General features: G+C 68.9%; 17 protein-coding genes and 2 tRNA genes. 7 read left to right on the plus strand and 12 right to left on the minus strand.

Annotated elements, in window-relative coordinates; translation table 11 throughout:
• Window positions 1-8: 8 nt before the first annotated feature.
• The gene (locus ACFP3H_RS17555; protein ID WP_378607463.1) at window positions 9-1,013 is read right to left on the minus strand and encodes a thiamine-phosphate kinase; all 1,005 of its coding nucleotides are present in this window, start codon (window positions 1,011-1,013) and stop codon (window positions 9-11) included.
• A gap of 119 nt (window positions 1,014-1,132) precedes the next feature.
• On the opposite strand from ACFP3H_RS17555, the gene ACFP3H_RS17560 reads away from it, so the two are divergent.
• Window positions 1,133-1,849 carry a DUF3515 domain-containing protein gene (locus tag ACFP3H_RS17560; RefSeq protein WP_378607175.1) on the plus strand — a complete coding sequence of 239 codons (717 nt, stop codon included), beginning with the start codon at window positions 1,133-1,135 and terminating at the stop codon, window positions 1,847-1,849.
• 66 nt (window positions 1,850-1,915) lie between these two features.
• On the opposite strand, the gene ACFP3H_RS17565 is transcribed toward ACFP3H_RS17560, so the two are convergent.
• Both ACFP3H_RS17565 and ACFP3H_RS17570 read right to left on the minus strand, forming a co-directional pair.
• On the minus strand, window positions 1,916-3,007 hold the full coding sequence (locus tag ACFP3H_RS17565) for a D-alanine--D-alanine ligase family protein (protein WP_378607178.1): 1,092 nt from the start codon (window positions 3,005-3,007) through the stop codon (window positions 1,916-1,918).
• Between the two features lie 43 nt (window positions 3,008-3,050).
• Window positions 3,051-4,046: an NAD(P)H-dependent glycerol-3-phosphate dehydrogenase gene (locus ACFP3H_RS17570; protein ID WP_378607181.1), complete on the minus strand. Its 996-nt coding sequence runs from the start codon at window positions 4,044-4,046 to the stop codon at window positions 3,051-3,053.
• A gap of 31 nt (window positions 4,047-4,077) precedes the next feature.
• On the opposite strand from ACFP3H_RS17570, the gene cofC reads away from it, so the two are divergent.
• The 3 genes from cofC to ACFP3H_RS17585 all read left to right on the plus strand — a co-directional run bounded on the left by cofC (window position 4,078) and on the right by ACFP3H_RS17585 (window position 7,937).
• Window positions 4,078-4,752: a 2-phospho-L-lactate guanylyltransferase gene (cofC, locus tag ACFP3H_RS17575; RefSeq protein ID WP_378607184.1), complete on the plus strand. Its 675-nt coding sequence runs from the start codon at window positions 4,078-4,080 to the stop codon at window positions 4,750-4,752.
• Between the two features lie 72 nt (window positions 4,753-4,824).
• Entirely contained in the window at window positions 4,825-6,993 is a 2,169-nt protein-coding gene (locus tag ACFP3H_RS17580; protein WP_378607187.1) for an RNA degradosome polyphosphate kinase, read from the plus strand.
• Complete coding sequence (locus ACFP3H_RS17585) at window positions 6,990-7,937, plus strand: NUDIX hydrolase (protein ID WP_378607190.1); 948 nt, start codon at window positions 6,990-6,992, stop codon at window positions 7,935-7,937. Before ACFP3H_RS17580 ends, ACFP3H_RS17585 begins: the two co-directional genes overlap by 4 nt.
• 118 nt (window positions 7,938-8,055) lie before the next feature.
• Here ACFP3H_RS17585 and ACFP3H_RS17590 read toward each other — a convergent pair whose 3' ends face one another.
• The 3 genes from ACFP3H_RS17590 to leuC all read right to left on the minus strand — a co-directional run bounded on the left by ACFP3H_RS17590 (window position 8,056) and on the right by leuC (window position 10,924).
• A complete protein-coding gene (locus ACFP3H_RS17590) occupies window positions 8,056-8,700 on the minus strand; it encodes an HU family DNA-binding protein (RefSeq protein WP_378607193.1) in 645 nt (214 codons plus the stop codon).
• A gap of 157 nt (window positions 8,701-8,857) precedes the next feature.
• Window positions 8,858-9,466, minus strand: a complete 609-nt coding sequence (leuD, locus tag ACFP3H_RS17595; protein ID WP_378607196.1) for a 3-isopropylmalate dehydratase small subunit — start codon at window positions 9,464-9,466, stop codon at window positions 8,858-8,860.
• 33 nt (window positions 9,467-9,499) lie between these two features.
• Window positions 9,500-10,924 carry a 3-isopropylmalate dehydratase large subunit gene (gene leuC, locus ACFP3H_RS17600; RefSeq protein WP_378607199.1) on the minus strand — a complete coding sequence of 475 codons (1,425 nt, stop codon included), beginning with the start codon at window positions 10,922-10,924 and terminating at the stop codon, window positions 9,500-9,502.
• A 63-nt stretch (window positions 10,925-10,987) separates the two neighbouring features.
• Between leuC and ACFP3H_RS17605 the strand changes: the two genes are divergently transcribed.
• Complete coding sequence (locus ACFP3H_RS17605; protein WP_378607202.1) at window positions 10,988-11,689, plus strand: IclR family transcriptional regulator; 702 nt, start codon at window positions 10,988-10,990, stop codon at window positions 11,687-11,689.
• Between the two features lie 50 nt (window positions 11,690-11,739).
• On the opposite strand, the gene ACFP3H_RS17610 is transcribed toward ACFP3H_RS17605, so the two are convergent.
• The 4 genes from ACFP3H_RS17610 to ACFP3H_RS17625 form a co-directional block, all read right to left on the minus strand.
• Window positions 11,740-11,812 (minus strand) — tRNA-Glu (locus ACFP3H_RS17610).
• A gap of 27 nt (window positions 11,813-11,839) precedes the next feature.
• A tRNA-Gln gene (locus ACFP3H_RS17615) sits at window positions 11,840-11,911 on the minus strand.
• 183 nt (window positions 11,912-12,094) lie between these two features.
• Window positions 12,095-13,570, minus strand: coding sequence for a glutamate--tRNA ligase (gene gltX, locus ACFP3H_RS17620; protein WP_378607205.1), 1,476 nt, complete (start codon window positions 13,568-13,570; stop codon window positions 12,095-12,097).
• Between the two features lie 16 nt (window positions 13,571-13,586).
• Window positions 13,587-14,360, minus strand: coding sequence for a fumarylacetoacetate hydrolase family protein (locus ACFP3H_RS17625; RefSeq protein ID WP_378607208.1), 774 nt, complete (start codon window positions 14,358-14,360; stop codon window positions 13,587-13,589).
• A 343-nt stretch (window positions 14,361-14,703) separates the two neighbouring features.
• Here ACFP3H_RS17625 and ACFP3H_RS17630 point away from each other — a divergent pair, with 343 nt between their 5' ends.
• Complete coding sequence (locus tag ACFP3H_RS17630) at window positions 14,704-15,837, plus strand: MFS transporter (RefSeq protein ID WP_378607466.1); 1,134 nt, start codon at window positions 14,704-14,706, stop codon at window positions 15,835-15,837.
• 169 nt (window positions 15,838-16,006) lie between these two features.
• Here the strand turns inward: ACFP3H_RS17630 and ACFP3H_RS17635 are convergent, their stop codons facing one another.
• Window positions 16,007-17,014 carry a 3-isopropylmalate dehydrogenase gene (locus ACFP3H_RS17635; RefSeq protein WP_378607211.1) on the minus strand — a complete coding sequence of 336 codons (1,008 nt, stop codon included), beginning with the start codon at window positions 17,012-17,014 and terminating at the stop codon, window positions 16,007-16,009.
• Between the two features lie 121 nt (window positions 17,015-17,135).
• Window positions 17,136-18,734 (minus strand): phosphoglycerate dehydrogenase, encoded by a 1,599-nt coding sequence (gene serA, locus ACFP3H_RS17640; protein WP_378607214.1) that lies wholly within the window; start codon window positions 18,732-18,734, stop codon window positions 17,136-17,138.
• A gap of 135 nt (window positions 18,735-18,869) precedes the next feature.
• On the opposite strand from serA, the gene ACFP3H_RS17645 reads away from it, so the two are divergent.
• Complete coding sequence (locus tag ACFP3H_RS17645; RefSeq protein ID WP_378607217.1) at window positions 18,870-19,673, plus strand: nucleotidyltransferase domain-containing protein; 804 nt, start codon at window positions 18,870-18,872, stop codon at window positions 19,671-19,673.
• The last annotated feature ends 20 nt before the right edge of the window (window positions 19,674-19,693 follow it).

Raw genomic sequence — 19,693 nt, forward strand, 5'->3', positions numbered from 1 at the left:
CGCACAACCTATCGTTTGTCGGCGATCGGTGCGGCGTCCGCCCCACGGAATGATTCCCAGCCGGTGCCGCCGCCGGGCGCGACCCCGTCGACGGTGACGCCGCGACCTGCGCCGACTACCCCGATCGGGCGCCATCCCGTGGGCAGGGCGACCCCGGCGGGCCAGGTTCCGACGAAGGCGTGATCTTCTCCGCCGGCCAGAATCCATTGCGCCGCATCGGCATCGAGTGCGGCCGCGACGGCGTCGAGGGCCGGGTCGAGCAGGGCCGCGCGGTGCACGTCGATCGCGACGTTCGAGGCGGCGGCGAGATGTCCGAGGTCGGCGAGCAGCCCGTCGGAGACATCGGTGAGCGAGGTCGGGATGTCGGTGCCGAAGGCGTCGATCACCGCGGCGTACGGCGGCTGCGGAACCCGGTGCGTCGCAAGGGCATAGGTGAAGGCCGGATCGGAAGTGTCGGCGCCGCCGGACAGTACGGCCAGCCCCGCCCCGGACCAGCCGAGTTCGCCTGCGACAGCGACGATGTCACCGACGCCTGCCCCGGATCGGGTGATCGCGGCCTGCCCGCCGAGGTCGCCGAAGACCGTCACCGACACCACCAGCTGCTCGCTGTGCACCAGATCGCCGCCCGCGATGGAACCGCCCGCGCGACTCGCCTCGATCCACATCCCGTCGGCGATGCCCTCGACCACCGAGACCGGGGTGTCACCCGGGCAGCCGAGCGCGACGACGAACGCGGTCGGGCGCGCCCCCATCGCCACCACGTCGGCGGCGTTCTGGGCGATCGCCTTGCGACCGATGTCGACCGGGGAGGACCAGTCGAGGCGGAAGTGTCGGCCCTCGACGAGCATGTCGGTGCTCACCACGAACCGCCCGTCGGGCGCGGCGATCAGCGCGGCGTCGTCACCGGGTCCGAGCAGTACCTGCGCGGCCTGCTCCCGACCGGCGTTGATCCGCTCGATCAGAGCGAATTCGCCCAGCTCACGCACCGTTTGCGCACCGCTGTCCTCGCTGATGACCGACCCCTTCCCGCTGTGCTGCCGACCGACGAAATCGCCCCGACGGTACCCTTTCGGGGGCGATCGGGCACCACCGACGGTGACCCGCACCCAGCGAAGGAAAGGACCACACGGCTATGGCGGACCCGACACCGGCGAATCGCGACAAGGCGGCCGCCCCCGAGGACCCCGCCACCGACCCGGCCCGCTCCACCGACCCGACCGCGCCCGCCGCCGACCCGACTGCGCCCGCCGCCGATACGACCGGGACCGGGACCGGGACCGCGACGACAGACGCCGAGGCCGAGGCCGACGAGGACTCCGACCCCCAGCACTCCCCCGCCCTGATCGCCACCGCTGTGGCCCTCCCGGTCCTCCTGATAGTCGGCGTCCTGATCGCCGCCTCCATCGCCCTACGCGCCCCCGTCGAACGCGAACCTCTCGCCCTAGGCCCGGTCCCCGCCCCGGCCGCCGACGGCCCCGCCTGCCAAACCCTGCTCCCCGCCCTGCCCGCCGAACTCGGCGACTACACCAAGTCGACCCTGCTCGAACCGGCTCCGCCCGCCACCCGCGCCTGGCAGCTCCCCGAGGGCGGCGACCCGATCACCCTGCGCTGCGGCCTGGACCGCCCCTTGGAGTTCGATCGGGCGTCCACCTTGCAGGGGGTGAACGGCGTGGAGTGGTTCCAGGTCCGGGACGAGGCGGCCGGCACCGGCACGTGGTTCGCCGTGGACCGCGAGACCTATATCGCGCTCACCGTCCCGGACAACTCGGGCACCGCCGCCCTACAGCTGGTCTCCGACACCATCGCCGCGAATCTGCCTGCGCGCGAACCGACTCCGGGTGAACTCTGAGTTAACCCCCTGGGTCCGCGGGGTTTCCGAGCCCGAAGGACCCGAAAACCCTGCGGCCGAACAGGACTAGCGCAGCCCGGTGCCCCGCGCGAGGGCGGTGTCGATGAGCGTGGAGACCAGCGTCGGGTAGTCGATCCCGGTCGCCTCCCACATCCGCGGGTACTGCGAGATCGGCGTGAATCCGGGCATCGTGTTGATCTCGTTGATCACCGGCCCGTTCTCCGTGACGAAGAAGTCGACCCGCGCCAGCCCCTGGCAGTCCAGCGCCCGGAACGCGCGCACCGACAGCTCGCGGATCTCGTCGGCGACATCGTCGTCGAGCTTGGCGGGCACATCGAATTCGCACACGTCGTCGAGGTATTTGGTGGCGAAGTCGTAGAACTCGGGCGCGGCCGCGTCGGCCTCGGGCATCCTGATCTCGGAGACCACGCTGCCGCGCACCTCACCGTCGGCGAATTCCAGCACGCCGCACTCGACTTCGCGTCCCACGATCCCGGCTTCGATGATCACCTTGGGGTCGTGCGAGCGCGCCTCGGCGATGGCCGCGGCCAGCTCGTTCCAGCTGGTGATCTTGGTGATCCCGATCGAGGAACCCCCGCGCGCGGGCTTGACGAAGGCGGGCAGCCCGATCCGTTCACGGTCGGCCTCGGCGAGGGTTTCCACGCCCGGCCGCAGCACCACCTGCACGCCGACGGGCAGATTCTCCGCCGCCAGCAACTTCTTGGTGAACTCCTTGTCCATGCCCGCCGCGCTGGCCAGCACGCCCGCGCCGACATAGGGAATCCCGGCCAGTTCGAGCATGCCCTGCAGCGTGCCGTCCTCGCCGAAGGGTCCGTGCAGGATCGGGAAGACGACGTCGACATTGCCGAGCACGGCGGTGGAGTCGAGCGGGATCAGCGCCCCGGAGCGACCGGGGTCGGCGGCGAGGGTGAGCGCGGTGCCGGTGGCGTCGACCTGCGGTTGGGTGCCGTGGCTGAGCGCGAGTTCGCCGATGCCCTCGGCCAGCACCCAGCTGCCGGTGCCGGTGATCCCGATCGGCACCACCTCGTAGCGCGCCGGATCGAGGTTGCGCAGCACACTGCTCGCCGAGACACACGACACCGCGTGCTCGCTGCTGCGCCCACCGAACACCACAGCTACCCTGATCCGTTCCGTCATGCACGCCACCGTAGTAGGTTCGTCGCGACGCGGCGCTATCGCCCTATTCGGGTTTGATCCGCCTGCCCAGCAGGCTGCCCACGGCCTCGTTCACCGATAGTCCCTCATGGCAGACCCTGTGCACGGCGTCGGTGAGCGGCATCTCCACCCCGCGCTCGGCCGCCAGCGCCCGCACCGATGTGCACGACTTCACACCTTCGGCCACCTGCCCATTGGTCGCCTCCTGCGCGGCCGCCATCGACCCGCCCGCCCCCAGCACATGGCCGAAGGACCGGTTGCGCGACAGCGGCGAGGTGCAGGTGGCCACCAGATCGCCCACCCCGGCCAGCCCGGCCAGCGTCACCGGCTGCGCTCCGAGGGCGACCCCGAGCCGCATCACCTCGGCCAGCCCGCGGGTGATCAGGCTGGCGGCGGTGTTGTCGCCCAGGCCCATGCCCGAGGCGATGCCGCAGGCCAGCGCGATGACGTTCTTGCACGCCCCGCCGATCTCGCAGCCGATCACGTCGGTGTTGGTGTAGGGCCGGAAATACCCTGTGGCGCAGGCGCGTTGGGCCACCCCCGCCCGCTCGGTGTCGGTGCAGGCGATCACCGTGGCGGCGGGTTGGCGTTCGGCGATCTCGTGGGCCAGGTTCGGCCCCGACAGCACCGCGATCCGACTCGGCTCGGCCGCGGTGACCTCGGCGATCACCTGACTCATCCGCAGCAGCGTGCCGGTCTCGATGCCCTTGGCCAGGCTCAGCAGCGTGGCATCGGACCCGATGTCGCCCTGCCACGCGGCCAGATTCGCCCGCAACGACTGCGAGGGCACCGCCAGCACCACCAGGTCGGCGCCGTCGAGCGCGGCCCGATAGTCGTCGGTGCCACGCACCGGCGGCAACTGCGCGCCGGGCAGGTAGAACGGATTGCGGTGCTCGGTGTCGATCGCCCGCGCGACCTCCGCGCGCCGAGCCCAGATGGTGACGTCGGTCCCCGCCTCAGCCAATACCTTCGCGAACGCCGTACCCCACGACCCCGCACCCATAACCGCCGCCCTCGTCATCAGCCCAATATGCCATGCAAGGATCGAAAGCATGCACACCGTGCACGCCGTGATGGCGGTCAAACACATCGGTCGGGCCAAGAGCAGGCTGGCGGGCGAGCTGAGCCCGGCCCAGCGCTCCCAGCTCGTGCTCGCCATGTTCACCGACACCGTCGCGGCCGCCACCGCCGTGCCCGCGCTGGCGTCGCTGACCGTGGTCACCCCCGATCCGCTGGTGGCCGACCGTGCCCGTGCCCTGGGCGCGCGGGTCCTCGACGAACCCCCGGCGGGCCACGACCCGCTCAACACCGCCCTCGCCGCCGGCGCCGCGGCGGTGCGCGAGCGTCACGGACCCACCCATCTGCTGGCCCTCCAGGCCGACCTGCCTGCCCTGCGCCCCACCGAATTGGCCGATGTGCTCACCGTCGCCCCGATCGCCGCCCGTTCGCTGGTGATCGACCACACCGGCACCGGTACCGCCGCATTGATCCTGCGCGACCCCACCGCCGAACTGGCGCCCCGTTTCGGCCCCGATTCCGCCCGCGCCCACCGTGCCGACGGTGCCGTCGCGCTCGCGGGGCGCTGGCCGGGCCTGCGCTGCGATGTCGACACCCCCGAGGACCTCGAGACCGTCCGCCTGCTCGGCGTCGGCGCGCACACCACGGCGACCCTGCGTGACCTCGGATTCTCCTCGCTCGGAAGTGATCCCGTTCGCACGGTGTGCTAGCCGATCGCCCCCGCCGCAGCGAACCGGCGCAAGCGTGCGGTGTCGTACTGGGCGGGGCGGCTCGGGTGAGGGATGATCGATGATGTGAGCGACACGGAAACCATCAAGCAACTGCCACCGATTTCCCCGCCACCGGCGGCCGCCATCGCCTCGGGCGGTGATGCGAGCACCCAGCGATTGCCCAAGGATCGCTACCTCAATCGCGAGCTGAGCTGGCTCGACTTCAACGCCCGCGTGCTCGCCCTGGCCGAGGACGCCTCGCTGCCGTTGCTGGAGCGGGCCAAGTTCCTCGCGATTTTCGCGTCGAATCTCGACGAGTTCTACATGGTGCGCGTCGCCGGACTCAAACGCCGGGCCGAGACCGGACTGTCGGTGCGCTCGGCCGACGGCCGCTCGCCCTCGGAACAACTCGAGATGATCAGCGCCCGCGCCCAGGAGCTCGCCGAGCGGCACGCGCACGTCTTCATCGACGAGGTGAACCCGGCGCTGGCCGCCGAGGGCATCGACATCATCGGCTGGAACGACCTCGATGACGCCGAGCGCGAACGTCTTTCGAGCCACTTCACCGATCAGGTGTTCCCGGTCCTCACACCGCTGGCCGTCGATCCCGCGCACCCGTTCCCCTACATCTCGGGCCTGAGCCTGAACCTCGCGGTGACCGTGCGCGATACCGGCACCGGCGGCGAGCACTTCGCGCGGGTGAAGGTGCCCGACAATGTCGACCGTTTCGTGCGCGTGCGCCGCACCGACGCCCCCTCGGCGATCGCGGCGTTCCTGCCGATGGAAGACCTCATCGCCGCCCACCTCGACCTGCTGTTCCCCGGTCTGACCGTGGTGGAGACGCATTCGTTCCGGATCACCCGCAACGCCGATTTCGAGGTCGACGAGGACCGCGACGAGGACCTGCTCCAGGCGATGGAACGCGAACTCGCGCGCCGCCGCTTCGGCAAGCCGGTGCGCCTCGAGGTCTCCGACGACATGACCGAGCACATGCTCGAGCTGCTGCTGCGCGAGCTCGAGGTCGACCCGGCCGATGTGATCCAGGTGCCCGGTCTGCTCGATCTGTCGTGCCTGTGGCAGGTCTACGGCGTGGACCGCCCCGATCTCAAGGACGCCCCGTACGTCCCGGCCACCCCGGCCGCGTTCGGCGAGCGCGAGACCCCGCGCAATGTGTTCGCGGCGCTGCGCGAGGGCGACGTGCTGGTGCACCACCCCTACGATTCGTTCTCCACCAGCGTGCAGCGTTTCATCGAACAGGCCGCGGCCGACCCGCAGGTGCTCGCGATCAAGCAGACCCTCTACCGCACCTCCGGCGACTCCCCGATCATCAATTCGTTGATCGAGGCCGCCGAGGCGGGCAAGCAGGTCGTGGCGCTGGTCGAGATCAAGGCCCGCTTCGACGAGCAGGCCAACATCAAGTGGGCGCGCGAACTCGAACAGGCGGGCGTGCACGTGGTCTACGGCCTGGTCGGTCTCAAGACCCACTGCAAGACCTGCCTGGTGGTGCGCCGCGAGGGTTCGACGATCCGGCGCTACTGCCACATCGGCACCGGCAACTACAACCCCAAGACCGCGCGCCTGTACGAGGACGTCGGATTGTTCACGGCCGCACCGGAAATCGGCGCCGACCTGACCGACCTGTTCAACTCGCTGACCGGCTACTCCCGCAAGGAGGACTACCGCAACCTGATGGTCGCGCCGCTGGGCGTGCGCGCGGGCATCATCGAGCGGATCGATCGCGAGATCGAACTGGCGGCCGAGGGCGCCGACGCGCGGATCAGGATCAAGGCCAACGCCATCGTCGACGAGCAGATCATCGACGCCCTCTACCGTGCCTCCCAGGCGGGCGTGCCGGTGCAGATCGTGGTGCGTGGCATCTGTGGCCTGCGGCCGGGTGTGCCGGGGCTGAGCGAGAACATCGAGGTGCGTTCGATTCTGGGCCGGTTCCTCGAACATTCGCGGGTGATGGAGTTCGCCGCGCAGGGCCAGACCTGGATCGGCAGCGCCGACATGATGCATCGTAATCTGGACCGCCGCGTCGAGGTGATGGTCCAGGTGAAGGATCCCAAGCTGGTCGATCAGTTGGCGCTGGTGTTCGATTCCGCGCTCGACCCGATGACGCGCTGCTGGATCCTGGGCCCCGACGGCACCTGGAAGGCCAGCCCCACCGACGCCGAGGCCGATCAGGTGCGCGATCACCAGGCCTTCCTCATGCGTCTGCGCCGACCCGATCAGCCGTGATCGCGCGCGGCACCGACGCGTCGCTGCGTGATCCGCGCGTGCGACCCAATATCCATGCGGCAGGGGCGGTTCTGTGGCGCGCGGGCGCCGACGGCCCGGAGATCGGCGTCATCCACCGACCCAAGTACGGCGACTGGTCACTGCCCAAGGGCAAGCTCGATCCCGGCGAGACCCCGGTGGTGGCGGCCGTGCGCGAGGTGAGCGAGGAGACCGGCCTGCCGTGCACGCTGGGGCGCTATCTGGGCCACGTCACCTACCCGATCCCGGGGCACCGTCAACTCAAGCGGGTCGACTACTGGGCCGCCGAGGCCGACGACGGTGACTTCGCCGTCAACGACGAGGTCGACCAGTTGCGCTGGTTCCCGCTGGACCGGGTGATGGATCAGCTGTCGTATCCGATGGACCGCCAGATCGTGCGCCTGTTCGCCCGCCTGCCCGCGCGTACCAGCACGGTGCTGTTGGTGCGCCACGCCAAGGCGGGCAAGCGCAGCGCCTGGGACGGTCCCGACGAGTTGCGCCCGCTCGAGGCCGCCGGGGAACAGCAGGCGAAGGCATTGACGCCGAATCTGTTGGCGTTCGGCGCATCTGAGATCTATTCGGCCGATCCACTGCGCTGTATCCAAACCGTGACCCCGTTGGCAGAACAGCTCGATGCCGAAATCAATTGCGAGCCAATGTTTTCCGAGCAAGGTTACGATTCAGCGAAAGGCGCGGCGCGGCAACGATTTCTGTCGTTGGTTACCGATCGCGCGGTGCCGGTGGTGTGTAGTCAGGGCGGGGTGATTCCCGATCTGATGGCCTGGCTCGCCGACCGCGACGGGCTCACCCTGCCCGCGGCGCGTAATCGCAAGGGCAGCGTCTGGGCATTGTCGTTCGAAGGCGACCGATTGGTCGCGGCGAACCATATGGACCGTTCGCTGTCGACGGCAATCGTGGCCACCTGATCGAGACCCCCTCGAAACAGCCGAAACGGCCCCGGGATTCCCGGGGCCGTTGTCGGTCCACTGGTGGGTGATGCGGCCTTACGTACACATTCCCCGACCTGATCCGGCTGCGGCAGGATCAACGAGCACGACGGGTGGCAGTCTTCTTAGCAGCAGTCTTCTTAGCAGGAGCCTTCTTGGCGGCCGTGGTCTTCTTGGCGGCTGTGGTCTTGGCCGCCGTCTTGGCCGCGACCGTCTTCTTGGCCGGGGCCTTCTTGGCCGCGGTCGCTTTGCTTGCGGCCGTGGTCTTCTTGGCCGGGGTGGTCTTCTTGGCGGCGGGAGCCTTCGTGGCGGCCTTGCGGGCCGTGGTCTTGGCCGGACCCTTCGACGGCGTCGCCTTCTTGGCCGCGGTCTTCTTCGCCGCGGTCTTCTTGGCTGCCGCCTTCTTCGCCGCCACCGGAGCGTTCACGCCGCGCTTGACGGCGGGCCCGGACGAGGCGAGCTTCTGCTTGCCCGCGATCACCGCCTTGAACTGCGCGCCCGGTCGGAAGGCGGGGACCGACGTGGCCTTCACCTTCACGGTTTCACCGGTGCGCGGGTTACGGGCGACCCGGGGAGCACGCTTGCGCTGTTCGAACACACCGAATCCGGTGATGGTGACGCTTTGACCCTTGTACACAGCACGGACGATGGTGTCGACAACATTCTCGACAGCCGCGGTAGCCGTCCGCCTGTCCGTACCCAACTTTTCGGTCAGAACGTCGATCAGTTCCGCCTTGTTCATTGAATCCTCCGCAGACTAATGGCCCGTCGTCGGACCGACTAGGTACCACGGTAAACCCAGTTTGAGCAAGAGTCTATGTGCCACGCCAAAATTCATGTGGTTTAGCACACGTCCAGCTACCGCGTCCCCGGATGCGCCCCCTAAGCGCCCCAGCTGATTACGCCGGTGAAATAGGCTCCGGTAGCGTCACGGGTTTCCATGACGGCCTTCCCTTTTCGAACTCGCCGATGGCGTCGGCGCGGCGCAACGTCAGACCGATGTCGTCCAAACCCTCCAGCAGACGCCAGCGGGTGTAGTCGTCAATATCGAACGGCAACACGATGGTTCCCGCTGTGACGGTGCGCGCAGTGAGGTCGACAACCAATTCGAGTCCTGGCTGTTCCTCGATCAACTTCCAGAGCATTTCGACATCGTTCTGTGACATCTGCGCGGCCAACAGCCCGCCCTTGCCCGCATTCCCGCGGAAGATGTCGGCGAAACGGGACGAGATGACCACCCGAAAACCGTAGTCCGACAGCGCCCACACGGCGTGCTCACGCGAAGAACCGGTGCCGAAATCGGGCCCGGCCACCAGCACGCTGCCCCGGCTGTAGGGCTCGGTGTTGAGAATGAACTCCGGGTCGGCGCGCCAGCCGGCGAACAGACCGTCCTCGAAACCCGTTCTGGTCACCCGTTTCAGGTAAACGGCGGGGATGATCTGATCGGTGTCGACATTGGACCGGCGCAGCGGGACCCCGATGCCTTTGTGAACGGTGAAGGCTTCCATAACGATTCCCTTTCGATCGCAGGTATCGGTGACTCAGGCCAGATCGGCGGGCGAGGACAGGGTGCCACGGACCGCCGTGGCGGCCGCGACCAGCGGCGAGACCAGGTGCGTACGACCGCCCTTGCCCTGCCTGCCCTCGAAATTACGATTCGAGGTCGATGCGCAGCGCTGGCCCGGATCGAGCTGATCGGGATTCATGCCAAGGCACATCGAGCAGCCCGCCTGGCGCCATTCCGCGCCCGCGGCGGTGAAAATCTCGCCGAGCCCCTCGTTTTCCGCCTGGGCGCGCACCCGCATCGACCCGGGCACGATCAGCATGCGCACGCCCTCGGCGACCCGACGGCCGTCCAGGACCTCGGCCACCGCGCGCAGATCCTCGATCCGACCGTTGGTGCACGAGCCGACGAACACCGTGTCCACGCTCACCTCGCGCAGCGGGGTGCCCGGGGTCAGGTCCATGTATCGCAGGGCCTTCTCGGCGGATTCGCGTTCGCTCTCGTCGGCGATCTGGGCCGGGTCGGGCACGTTCGCGCCCAGCGGCAGGCCCTGGCCCGGGTTGGTGCCCCAGGTGACGAACGGGGTCAGCGCGTTCGCGTCGATGTGGACCTCGGCGTCGAATTCGGCGCCCTCGTCGGTGCGCAGCGCGTCCCAGGCGGCCACTGCGGCATCCCAGTCGGCTCCCTGCGGCGCGTGCGGGCGGCCCTTCAGGAATTCATAGGTGATCTCGTCGGGGGCGATCATGCCCGCGCGTGCGCCCGCTTCGATGGACATGTTGCAGATGGTCATCCGCGCTTCCATCGACAGCTTGCGGATCGCCTCGCCGCGGTATTCCAGGACGTAGCCCTGACCGCCGCCGGTGCCGATCTCGGCGATCACGGCCAGGATCAGGTCCTTGCTCGTCACGCCCGGCGCGAGTTCGCCGTCGACGGTGACGGCCATCGTCTTGAACGGGCGCAGCGACAGCGTCTGGGTGGCGAGCACGTGCTCGACCTCGCTGGTGCCGATGCCCATCGCCAGCGCGCCGAACGCGCCGTGGGTGGAGGTGTGGCTGTCGCCGCACACCACGGTCATGCCCGGCTGGGTCAGGCCGAGCTGGGGACCGACGACGTGCACGATGCCCTGTTCCACATCGCCCATCGAGTGCAGCCGCACGCCGAACTCGGCGCAGTTGCGGCGCAGCGTCTCGACCTGGGTGCGCGAGATCGGGTCCGCGATGGGCTTGTCGATGTCGGCGGTGGGGACGTTGTGGTCCTCGGTGGCGATGGTGAGATCGGTGCGACGCACCGGACGTCCGGCCGCGCGCAGGCCGTCGAAGGCCTGCGGGCTGGTCACCTCGTGCACGAGGTGCAGATCGATGTAGATCAGGTCGGGTTCGCGGGCGGCACCTGTGCCTTCGCCCGGGACGACGACGTGGGATTCCCACACCTTCTCGGCCAGTGTGCGAGCGCGCTCGGCCATTGCTTGATCACCTTTCGACGGGCATACTTGGAATCTCAGCATTTGAGACGTTAGTATCGTTCTATGAGACAGCATAGCGGTATCGGTGTTCTCGACAAAGCCGTGGCGGTGCTCTACGCCGTCGCCGACGAACCATGTGGTCTCAACGACCTGTGCACCCGCACCGGCCTGCCCCGCGCCACCGCGCACCGGCTGGCGGTGGGCCTGGAGACGCACCGGCTGCTGGCCCGCGACGGCAACGGACTGTGGCGTCCCGGACCCGCGCTGTCGGAGCTGTCGGCGGGCGCGGCCGACCCGCTGGTGGAGGCCGCGGCTGCCATTCTGCCCCGGCTGCGCGAGATCACCGGCGAGAGTGTCCAGCTGTACTGCCGCGACGGGCACGCGCGCGTCTGCGTGGCCGCCCTCGAGCCGCCCGTCGGCCTGCGCGACACCGTGCCGGTGGGATCGCGGCTGCCACTGACCGCGGGCTCGGCGGCGAAGGTGTTGCTGGCGTGGGCCGACCCCGAACTCCAGCGAACCGTCCTGGCCGACGCGGTGTTCGGCGATCGCGCGCTGGCCGAGGTGCGCAAGCGCGGGTGGGCGCAGAGCGCGGCCGAGCGCGCGCAGGGCGTGGCGAGCGTCTCGGCGCCGGTGCGCGACGCGAACGGGGTGATCGTGGCGGCGGTGTCGGTCTCGGGGCCGATCGATCGCATGGGCCGACGGCCGGGCGCGCGCTGGGCGGCGGATCTGGTCGCGGCCGCGGAGGCACTGCACAAGCGATTGTGAAGACGAAGAAGGCCCCCGGTCGGATTCGACCGGGGGCCTTTCTCGTTTTGTAGCCCCGACGGGATTCGAACCCGCGCTACCGCCTTGAGAGGGCGGCGTCCTAGGCCGCTAGACGACGGGGCCAGGACGATCTCACAGAGTGAAACCTTGCTGGGGTACCAGGACTCGAACCTAGAATGGCTGTACCAGAAACAGCTGTGTTGCCAATTACACCATACCCCAATGCCCGAGACGCTCGACCTTGCGATTCCACCGAGTGGTTCTCGGTGTTTTCGAGGCCGTGTTCCGCGGCGATGAAAAGATTACGTGAACCCTGGGGCTAACTACAAATCGCCTGGTCAGGGGCCGCTTTTCGGTCGTTTTCGGAGCGGCTGCGGCTCTGCTGCCGCAGCCGCTCCACGGCGACTACTGCGCGGTGGGCGCCCAGCCCTTGGCGGCCCGCAGCCGCGCCAGCGAGGCCGCACGCCCCAGCAGTTCCATCGACTCGTACAGCGGCGGGCTGATGTGCGAGCCCGTCACCGCCACCCGCACCGGCGCGAAGGCCTTGCGCGGCTTGAGCCCCAGATCGTCGATCAGCGCCTTCTTCAGCGCCTCCTCCAGTGCCGGGGTGGTCCACTGGCTCAGCGGCTCCACAGCGGCGATGGCGGCGTCGAGCACGGGGTCGGCCTCGGCGCCGAGGTTCTTGGTGCCCGCGGCCTGGTCGATCGCGAACTCCTCGGGCGCGACGAACAGGAATTTCAGCAGGTCCCACGCGTCACCGAGCACCACGATGCGGGTCTGCACGAGCTCGGCCGCGACCAGGAAGGTCTTCTCGTCGATTTCGGCGCCGATGTGTCCCTGCGCGGTGAGGTATTCGCGCAATCGGTGCCCGAAATCGCCCGGCTCCAGCAGGCGGATCTGCTCGGCATTGATGGCGTCGGCTTTCTTCTGATCGAAGCGCGCCGGATTGGAATTGACCGTCGAAATATCGAAGGCCGCGACCATTTCCGCCATGGAGAACACATCGCGGTCCTCACCGATACTCCAGCCGAGCAGGGCGAGGTAATTCAACAATCCTTCGGGAATGAATCCGCGGTCGCGGTGCAGGAACAGATTCGATTCCGGGTCGCGCTTGGACAGTTTCTTGTTGCCCTGTCCCATGACGAACGGCAGGTGCCCGAACTCGGGGGTGAACTCGGCGACCCCGATACGCTGCAGCGCGGCATACAGCGCGAGCTGACGCGGGGTCGAGGAGAGCAGATCCTCGCCGCGCAGCACGTGGGTGATCCGCATCATCGCGTCGTCGACCGGATTCACCAACGTGTAGAGCGGATCCCCATTGCCACGAGTCAGGGCAAAATCGGGGACAGTGCCCGCTTTGAAGGTTGTTTCACCACGGACGAGATCGTTCCACCCGAGATCTTCGTCGGGCATCCGCAAACGCACCACCGCGGGCCGACCTTCGGCTTTGTATGCCGCGATCTGCTCGGCGGTGAGGTTCCGATCGAAATTGTCGTAACCCAGTTTCGGGTCGCGACCCACGGCGCGATGGCGGGCCTCGACCTCCTCGGGGGTGGAGAACGCCTCGTAGGCCTCCCCGGCCTCGAGCAGCTTGCGCACGACCTCGAGATGCTGGTCGCGGCGCAGCGACTGCCGGTAGGGCTCGTAGGGCCCACCGACCTCCGGGCCCTCGTCCCAGGTCAGGCCGAGCCAGCGCAGCGCGTCGAGCAGCGCGCGGTAGGAATCCTCGGAATCGCGTGCGGCGTCGGTGTCTTCGATGCGGAACACGAAGCTGCCGCCGTGGTGGCGCGCGTACGCCCAGTTGAACAGTGCCGTGCGCACCAGGCCGACGTGCGGCGTGCCGGTCGGCGACGGGCAGAAACGGACCCGTACTTCAGTCATGACTCTTCTTTCGCTATCAGCGTTTGGTGGCAACAGGATTGGTGAGGGTGCCGATACCCTCGACGGTGACCGACACGCTCTGGCCCGCCTGCAACGGTCCGACGCCTTCCGGTGTGCCCGTGAGGATCACGTCGCCGGGCAGCAGCGTCATCACCGAGCTGATCCACTCGATGATCTTCGGAATGTCGTGCAGGAACAGCGAGGTGCGGCTGCGTTGGCGGATCTCACCGTCGACCTCGGTGGTGATCTCCAGATCGCTTGGGTCCAGCGCGGTTTCGATCCACGGTCCGAGCGGGCAGAACGTGTCGTAGCCCTTGGCGCGGGTCCACTGTCCGTCGTGGCGCTGCTGGTCGCGCGCGGTCACGTCGTTGGCGACGGTGTAGCCCAGGATCACCTCGGCGGCCTTGGCGGCGGGCACGTCCTTGCACGGACGGCCGATCACCACGGCCAGCTCGCCCTCGTAGTCGACCTGAGATGAGCTGGGCGGCAGGACGATCGAGGCGTTGGGCCCGACGATGGCGGTATTGGGCTTGATGAAGATCACCGGATCCACCGGCGCCTCGCCGCCCATCTCGGCCGCGTGGGCGGCGTAGTTCTTGCCGATGCAGATCACCTTGCTGGCCAGGATCGGCGCCAGCAGGCGCACATCGGCCAGCGGCCAACTGCGTCCGGTGAACGTCGGCGACCCGAACGGATGTTCGGCGATCTCCTTGGCGGTGGCTTCGCTTGCGTCGCCTTCGATGCTGACGAACGCGACTCCATCGGGACTGGCTACTCGACCTAAGCGCATCCCCGGAGTCTATCGAGCACCCACCACCTGCCCGAACGCGCCCGGGACGCGCGCGCCGCCGCTCGATACCCGCCCGTGCGCGATGCGAGCGAACTCACACCGATGTGATTCGAAGCCGCTGCCCGCCTACGCGATTGGGGCCGACGCGGTGTGACCGGTCAGACACCTGCGCGATGGCCGACATCGGCGGGTCATCGGTGTAGCGTGATCATCGATGTTCAACCAATGAGACATCAATCTCACATAATGAGATGCAATCGTGCAATCCGGCGAGGTGAAGATCGTGACAGACACCCGGTCAACGGACGCGGTGACCCAGATCGGCGACGGCAGACGCTGGTCCATGCTCGCGCTCGGCGTGTTCGCCCAGACCGCGAGTTCGATCTTCATCCACGGCACCCCCTTCCTGCTGCCCGCGCTCACCGCGCGCGGCGACTCCCTCGCCGCCGCGGGCGCGCTGGTCGCCCTGCCGACCGTCGGCCTGGTTTGCACCCTGATCGCCTGGGGCTACGTGGTGGACCGAATCGGGGAGCGCGTCGTGCTGGTGGCGGGCGCGCTGCTGATGTGCGTGGCCGGCGTGGCCGCGGCCCTGGTCGACGACCCGGTCGCGTTCGGCGCGCTGCTGTTCCTCGGCGGTATCGGCGCGGCCAGCTCCAACGGTGCCAGCGGCCGGTTGATCGTCGGCTGGTTCCCGCCGGACCGGCGCGGGGTGGCGATGGGCATCCGCCAGGCCGCCCAACCCCTCGGCGTCGGCATCGGCGCCATGACCATTCCGTGGGTGGCCCAGCACCACGGCATCCCCGCCGCCCTGCTGGTTCCCGCGCTGATGGCGGGCCTGGCCGCGCTCGGCTGCCTGATCGGCGTCATCGATCCGCCCCGACCGCCCGCCAAGGCCGCCGATCGCGCCAACCCCTACCGCGGCGATTCCACCCTGTGGCGTATCCACGGCGTCTCGATCCTGCTCGTCATCCCGCAGGGCACCCTGTGGACCTTCGGCCTGCTGTGGTTGCACGTCGACCTGGGTTGGTCGCTCGCCGCCGCGGGCGCGCTGATGACCGGCACCCAATTCCTCGGCGCCGCAGGCAGAATCGGCGCGGGCGCCTGGTCGGACCGGGTCGGCTCGCGGCTGGGCCCGCTGCGCCAGGTCGCCGTCGCCGCAGGCCTCGCGATGGCCGCCCTGACCGTCACCGCCTGGACCGACTGGTGGTGGGCGGCGGTCCCGCTGATGGTCGCCGCGTCGGTGATCTCGGTGTGCGACAACGGTTTGGCCTTCACCGCCGTCGCCGAAACCGCGGGCCCCTTCTGGAGCGGACGCGGCCTCGGCATCCAGAACACGGGCCAGAACCTGGCCATGGCCGCCCTCGCACCGCTTTTCGGCGCGGTCATCACCGCCACCGGCTTCCCGGTCGTCTTCGCCCTGGCCGCGGTGGCCGCCGCGGCGGCGGTCCCGCTCGTACCGCGAGGTACTGGAAAGTAGCTGCGCGCCAAAAGATTCGGCTCAGCGTCGCCGATAGTCACAGCAGCAGTGCGCAATTCGTCGCACAGAAGCCGACTACCGGTGCGGCGCAACCGTGTTCACCCACCGAACAGCATCGGCCCGCTTCGCAGCTGATCGCGAAGCGGGCCGATGCGCACGGACGTCGGTCTCAGACGATGGCGGCGATCCGGTCGCCGACCTCCACGGTCGAGGCCGCACCGGTGCGCGAGGCCAGATCCTTGGCGACCGCGGATTCGATACGGGCCGCACCGTCGGTATCACCGAGGTGGTTGAGCAGCAACGACACCGACAGGATCGCGGCGGTCGGATCGGCCTTGGACTGACCCGCGATATCGGGGGCGCTGCCGTGAACCGGCTCGAACATCGACGGGTTCACGCCCGAGGCATCGATATTGCCCGAGGCGGCCAGGCCGATACCACCGCTCACGGCGGCGGCGAGGTCGGTGATGATGTCGCCGAACAGGTTGTCGGTGACGATCACGTCGAAGCGACCCGGATCGGTCACCATGTGGATGGTGGCGGCGTCGATGTGCTGGTAAGCCGTTGTCACATCGGGGAATTCGGCCGCGACCTCGTCGACGGTGCGCTGCCACAGCGACCCGGCGAAGGTGAGCACGTTGTTCTTGTGCACCAGGGTGACGTGCTTGCGGCGGGCCTGCGCGGTCGCGAAGGCGTAGCGCACCACGCGCTCGATGCCGAAGCGGGTGTTGTTGGAGACCTCGGTCGCCACCTCGTGCGGGGTGCCGACGCGGATCGCGCCGCCGGTGCCGGTGTAGGGACCCTCGGTGCCCTCCCGCACGACCACGAAGTCGATCTCGGGGTTGCCCGAGAGCGGGCTGGTGACGCCCGGGTGCAGCTTCGACGGCCGCAAGTTCACGTGATGATCCAGCGCGAACCGCGTCTTGAGCAGCAGTCCACGCTCGAGCACGCCACTGGGCACCGACGGATCGCCGATGGCGCCGAGCAGGATGGCGTCGTGCTGCTTGAGCTCGGGCAGCACCGACTCCGGCAGGATCTCCCCGGTCCGGTGGTAGCGCGCGGCGCCGAGGTCGTACTCGGTCTTCTCCACACCCGGCGAGACCACGTCGAGCACCTTGAGCGCCTCGGCGATGACCTCGGGACCGATGCCGTCACCGGCGATGACTGCGAGTTTCATGAACTAGCTCCGTTCGAAGTCGGGCGGACCGTGCCGCGCCGGGATACAGGCGCGCGCCGCCACCGTGAGGTGACGGCGCGCAGCTGGCTATCGATGTACCGGCCCTACCGGGTCGAACAACTCAGACCAGGTCGACCAGGACGACCTTCGAGGCGCCGACGGCCTCGCCGATCGCGGCCTGCACCTCGGCCGGAACCTCGGCGTTGACGCGCAGCACCACGGTCGCGCCGTCGGTGTCCACGTCCTGGCTCAGCTGCGCGGCCAGGATGTCGATCTCGGCCTCGCCCAGCAGGGTGCCGATCTTGCCCAGCGCGCCCGGCTTGTCGCCGTAGTTCAGCACGGCCAGGTTCAGGCCCTCGGCGCGCATGTCGTAGTTGCGGCCGTTGATGTTGACGATCTTCTCGACCAGGTTGGGCTCGGTCAGCGTGCCCGCCACGTTCAGGGTCGAGCCGTCGCCGAACACGGCGCGCAGGTCGACGACGCTGCGGTGGGTCGGGCTCTCGGTGGCGGTGGTGACGGTGGCGGTGATGCCACGCTCCTTGGCCAGCGCCGGGGCGTTGACGAAGGTGACCTGGTCCTCGACCAGCGCCGAGAACACCCCGCGCAGCGCGGACAGCTCGAGCACGGCCACGTCCTGCGAAGACAGCTCGCCACGGACCTGCACCTCGACGCTGACGGGCAGCTCGCTGGCGATGGCGCCCAGCAGCGCGCCCTGCTTGCGCACGACGTCGAGCCAGGGGGCGACCTCGTCGTTCACGGCGCCACCGGTGACGTTCACGGCGCCGGGCACGAACTCACCGGCCAGTGCCAGCAGCACCGACTTGGCGACATCGGTGCCCGCGCGGTCCTGCGCCTCGGAGGTGGAGGCGCCCAGGTGCGGGGTCACCACGACCTGCGGCAGGTCGAACAGCGGCGAGTCGGTGCACGGCTCGGTCTCGAACACGTCAAGGCCCGCGGCCCGCACGTGGCCGGACTTGATCGCGTCGGCCAGGGCCTGCTCGTCGATCAGCCCACCGCGCGCGGCGTTGACGATGATGACGCCCGGCTTGGTCTTGGCCAGGGTCTCGGCGTTGAGCATGCCCTTGGTCTCGGGCGTCTTGGGCAGGTGGATCGAGAGGAAGTCGGCGCGCTCGAGCACCTCGTCCAGGCTCAGCAGCTCGATGCCCAGCTGGGCGGCGCGCGCGGGCGAGGTGTAGGGGTCGTAGGCGACGATCTTGGTCTCGAAGGCGGCGAGACGCTGCGCGAACAGCTGGCCGATGCGGCCGAGGCCGATCACGCCGACGGTCTTGCCGAGGATCTCGACACCGTTGAACTTGCTGCGCTGCCAGGTCTTCTCGCGCAGGGTCGCGTCGGCGGCCGGGATCTGCCGCGCGGCCGAGAGCAGCAGCGTGACGGCGTGCTCGGCGGCGGTGTGGATGTTGGAGGTCGGCGCGTTGACGACCATCACGCCACGCTCGGTGGCGGCGGGCACGTCGACGTTGTCGAGGCCGACGCCGGCGCGGGCGACGATCTGCAGCTTCTTGCCCGCCTCGAGCACCTCGGCGTCGACGGTGGTGGCGGAACGCACGAGAATCGCGTCGGCCTCGGGGACCGCGGCGAGCAGCGCCGGGCGGTCGGGACCGTCGACCCAGCGAACCTCGACACCGTCACCGAGTGCGTCGACGGTCGACTGGGCGAGCTTGTCGGCGATCAGAACTACAGGACGGCCTGCTTGGCTCACTGTGGGGTACTCCTGGGGAAGAAAGGGGGTCGGCAGTTACCGCCGCCCAGGATAGTCGCCGGACTTCGGTTGCCCTAACCCCCCCTGCCCGAAAACGGGGTGAACTCGGGTGGGTACCCCCTCTACGCTCACCCCATGTCCGTACGCGCTGTCCCCGACTCGATGGACCCGACCGTGGTCGCCGCCGTCGACGCCGAGCTCGACCGGGTGTCGAGCGAGCACACCGTCTCGATCCGCCTCGCGATCGAAAGCGGCAGTCGCGCATGGGGTTTCCCCTCCCCCGATTCCGATTACGACTGCCGTTTCGTCTATGTCGCGAGCCTGGAGACCTACCTGTCGCCCTGGCGCACCCGCGACGTGATCGAGACGCCGCTGATCGGCCTGCTCGACGTCAACGGCTGGGACCTGGCCAAGGCGCTGCGCCTGCTGGTGGCGGGCAACGCGGTGCTCGTGGAGTGGTTGATGTCGCCGATCGTCTACCGCGGCGACGAGGCGTTTCGCACCCGCCTGCGCGAGGTGGCGACCGAGGTGGCCGATCGCGACCGCATCGCCCGGCACTACCTGCACCTGGGCGCGCGCCAGTGGGCGTTGCAGGCCCAGAAGGGCGGGTTGAAGAAGGTGTTCTACTCGTTGCGTCCGGCGATGGCGTTGCGCTGGCTGCGCGAGCATCCCGGCGCCGCGGTGGCGCCGATGCACCTGCCGACCCTGATGTCGCAGTGCGAGCTGCCCGCCGACCTGGTCGCGTCGATCGCGGAGCTGACCGAGCTGAAGTCGCGGACCAGGGAGATGGGCACGGCCACCCCGCCCGCGCTGATCGCGGCCTTCATCGGTGCCGAGTTCGACCGCGCAGGCGTGGAATTCACCAAGCGCGGCCCGCGCGAGACCGCCTCGGCCCGTGCGGTCACCGACGAGTTCTTCCGCGCCGAGGCGCTGCGCTGACCTACCCCCGGATAGCAGAA

This window comes from Nocardia lasii, assembly GCF_042658545.1.
Classification (GTDB): Bacteria; Actinomycetota; Actinomycetes; order Mycobacteriales; family Mycobacteriaceae; genus Nocardia; species Nocardia lasii.

Bases quoted from the DNA above. Each gene is read 5' to 3' on its own strand.
- ACFP3H_RS17645 (WP_378607217.1), top strand. From the start codon at position 18,870: ATGTCCGTACGCGCTGTCCCCGACTCGATGGACCCGACCGTGGTCGCC.
- leuD (WP_378607196.1), bottom strand. From the start codon at position 9,466: ATGGAAGCCTTCACCGTTCACAAAGGCATCGGGGTCCCGCTGCGCCGG.
- ACFP3H_RS17565 (WP_378607178.1), bottom strand. From the start codon at position 3,007: ATGACGGAACGGATCAGGGTAGCTGTGGTGTTCGGTGGGCGCAGCAGC.
- cofC (WP_378607184.1), top strand. From the start codon at position 4,078: ATGCACACCGTGCACGCCGTGATGGCGGTCAAACACATCGGTCGGGCC.
- gltX (WP_378607205.1), bottom strand. From the start codon at position 13,570: ATGACTGAAGTACGGGTCCGTTTCTGCCCGTCGCCGACCGGCACGCCG.
- ACFP3H_RS17625 (WP_378607208.1), bottom strand. From the start codon at position 14,360: ATGCGCTTAGGTCGAGTAGCCAGTCCCGATGGAGTCGCGTTCGTCAGC.
- ACFP3H_RS17580 (WP_378607187.1), top strand. From the start codon at position 4,825: ATGATCGATGATGTGAGCGACACGGAAACCATCAAGCAACTGCCACCG.
- ACFP3H_RS17560 (WP_378607175.1), top strand. From the start codon at position 1,133: ATGGCGGACCCGACACCGGCGAATCGCGACAAGGCGGCCGCCCCCGAG.
- ACFP3H_RS17605 (WP_378607202.1), top strand. From the start codon at position 10,988: ATGAGACAGCATAGCGGTATCGGTGTTCTCGACAAAGCCGTGGCGGTG.
- ACFP3H_RS17570 (WP_378607181.1), bottom strand. From the start codon at position 4,046: ATGACGAGGGCGGCGGTTATGGGTGCGGGGTCGTGGGGTACGGCGTTC.
- ACFP3H_RS17635 (WP_378607211.1), bottom strand. From the start codon at position 17,014: ATGAAACTCGCAGTCATCGCCGGTGACGGCATCGGTCCCGAGGTCATC.
- leuC (WP_378607199.1), bottom strand. From the start codon at position 10,924: ATGGCCGAGCGCGCTCGCACACTGGCCGAGAAGGTGTGGGAATCCCAC.
- ACFP3H_RS17630 (WP_378607466.1), top strand. From the start codon at position 14,704: ATGCTCGCGCTCGGCGTGTTCGCCCAGACCGCGAGTTCGATCTTCATC.
- ACFP3H_RS17590 (WP_378607193.1), bottom strand. From the start codon at position 8,700: ATGAACAAGGCGGAACTGATCGACGTTCTGACCGAAAAGTTGGGTACG.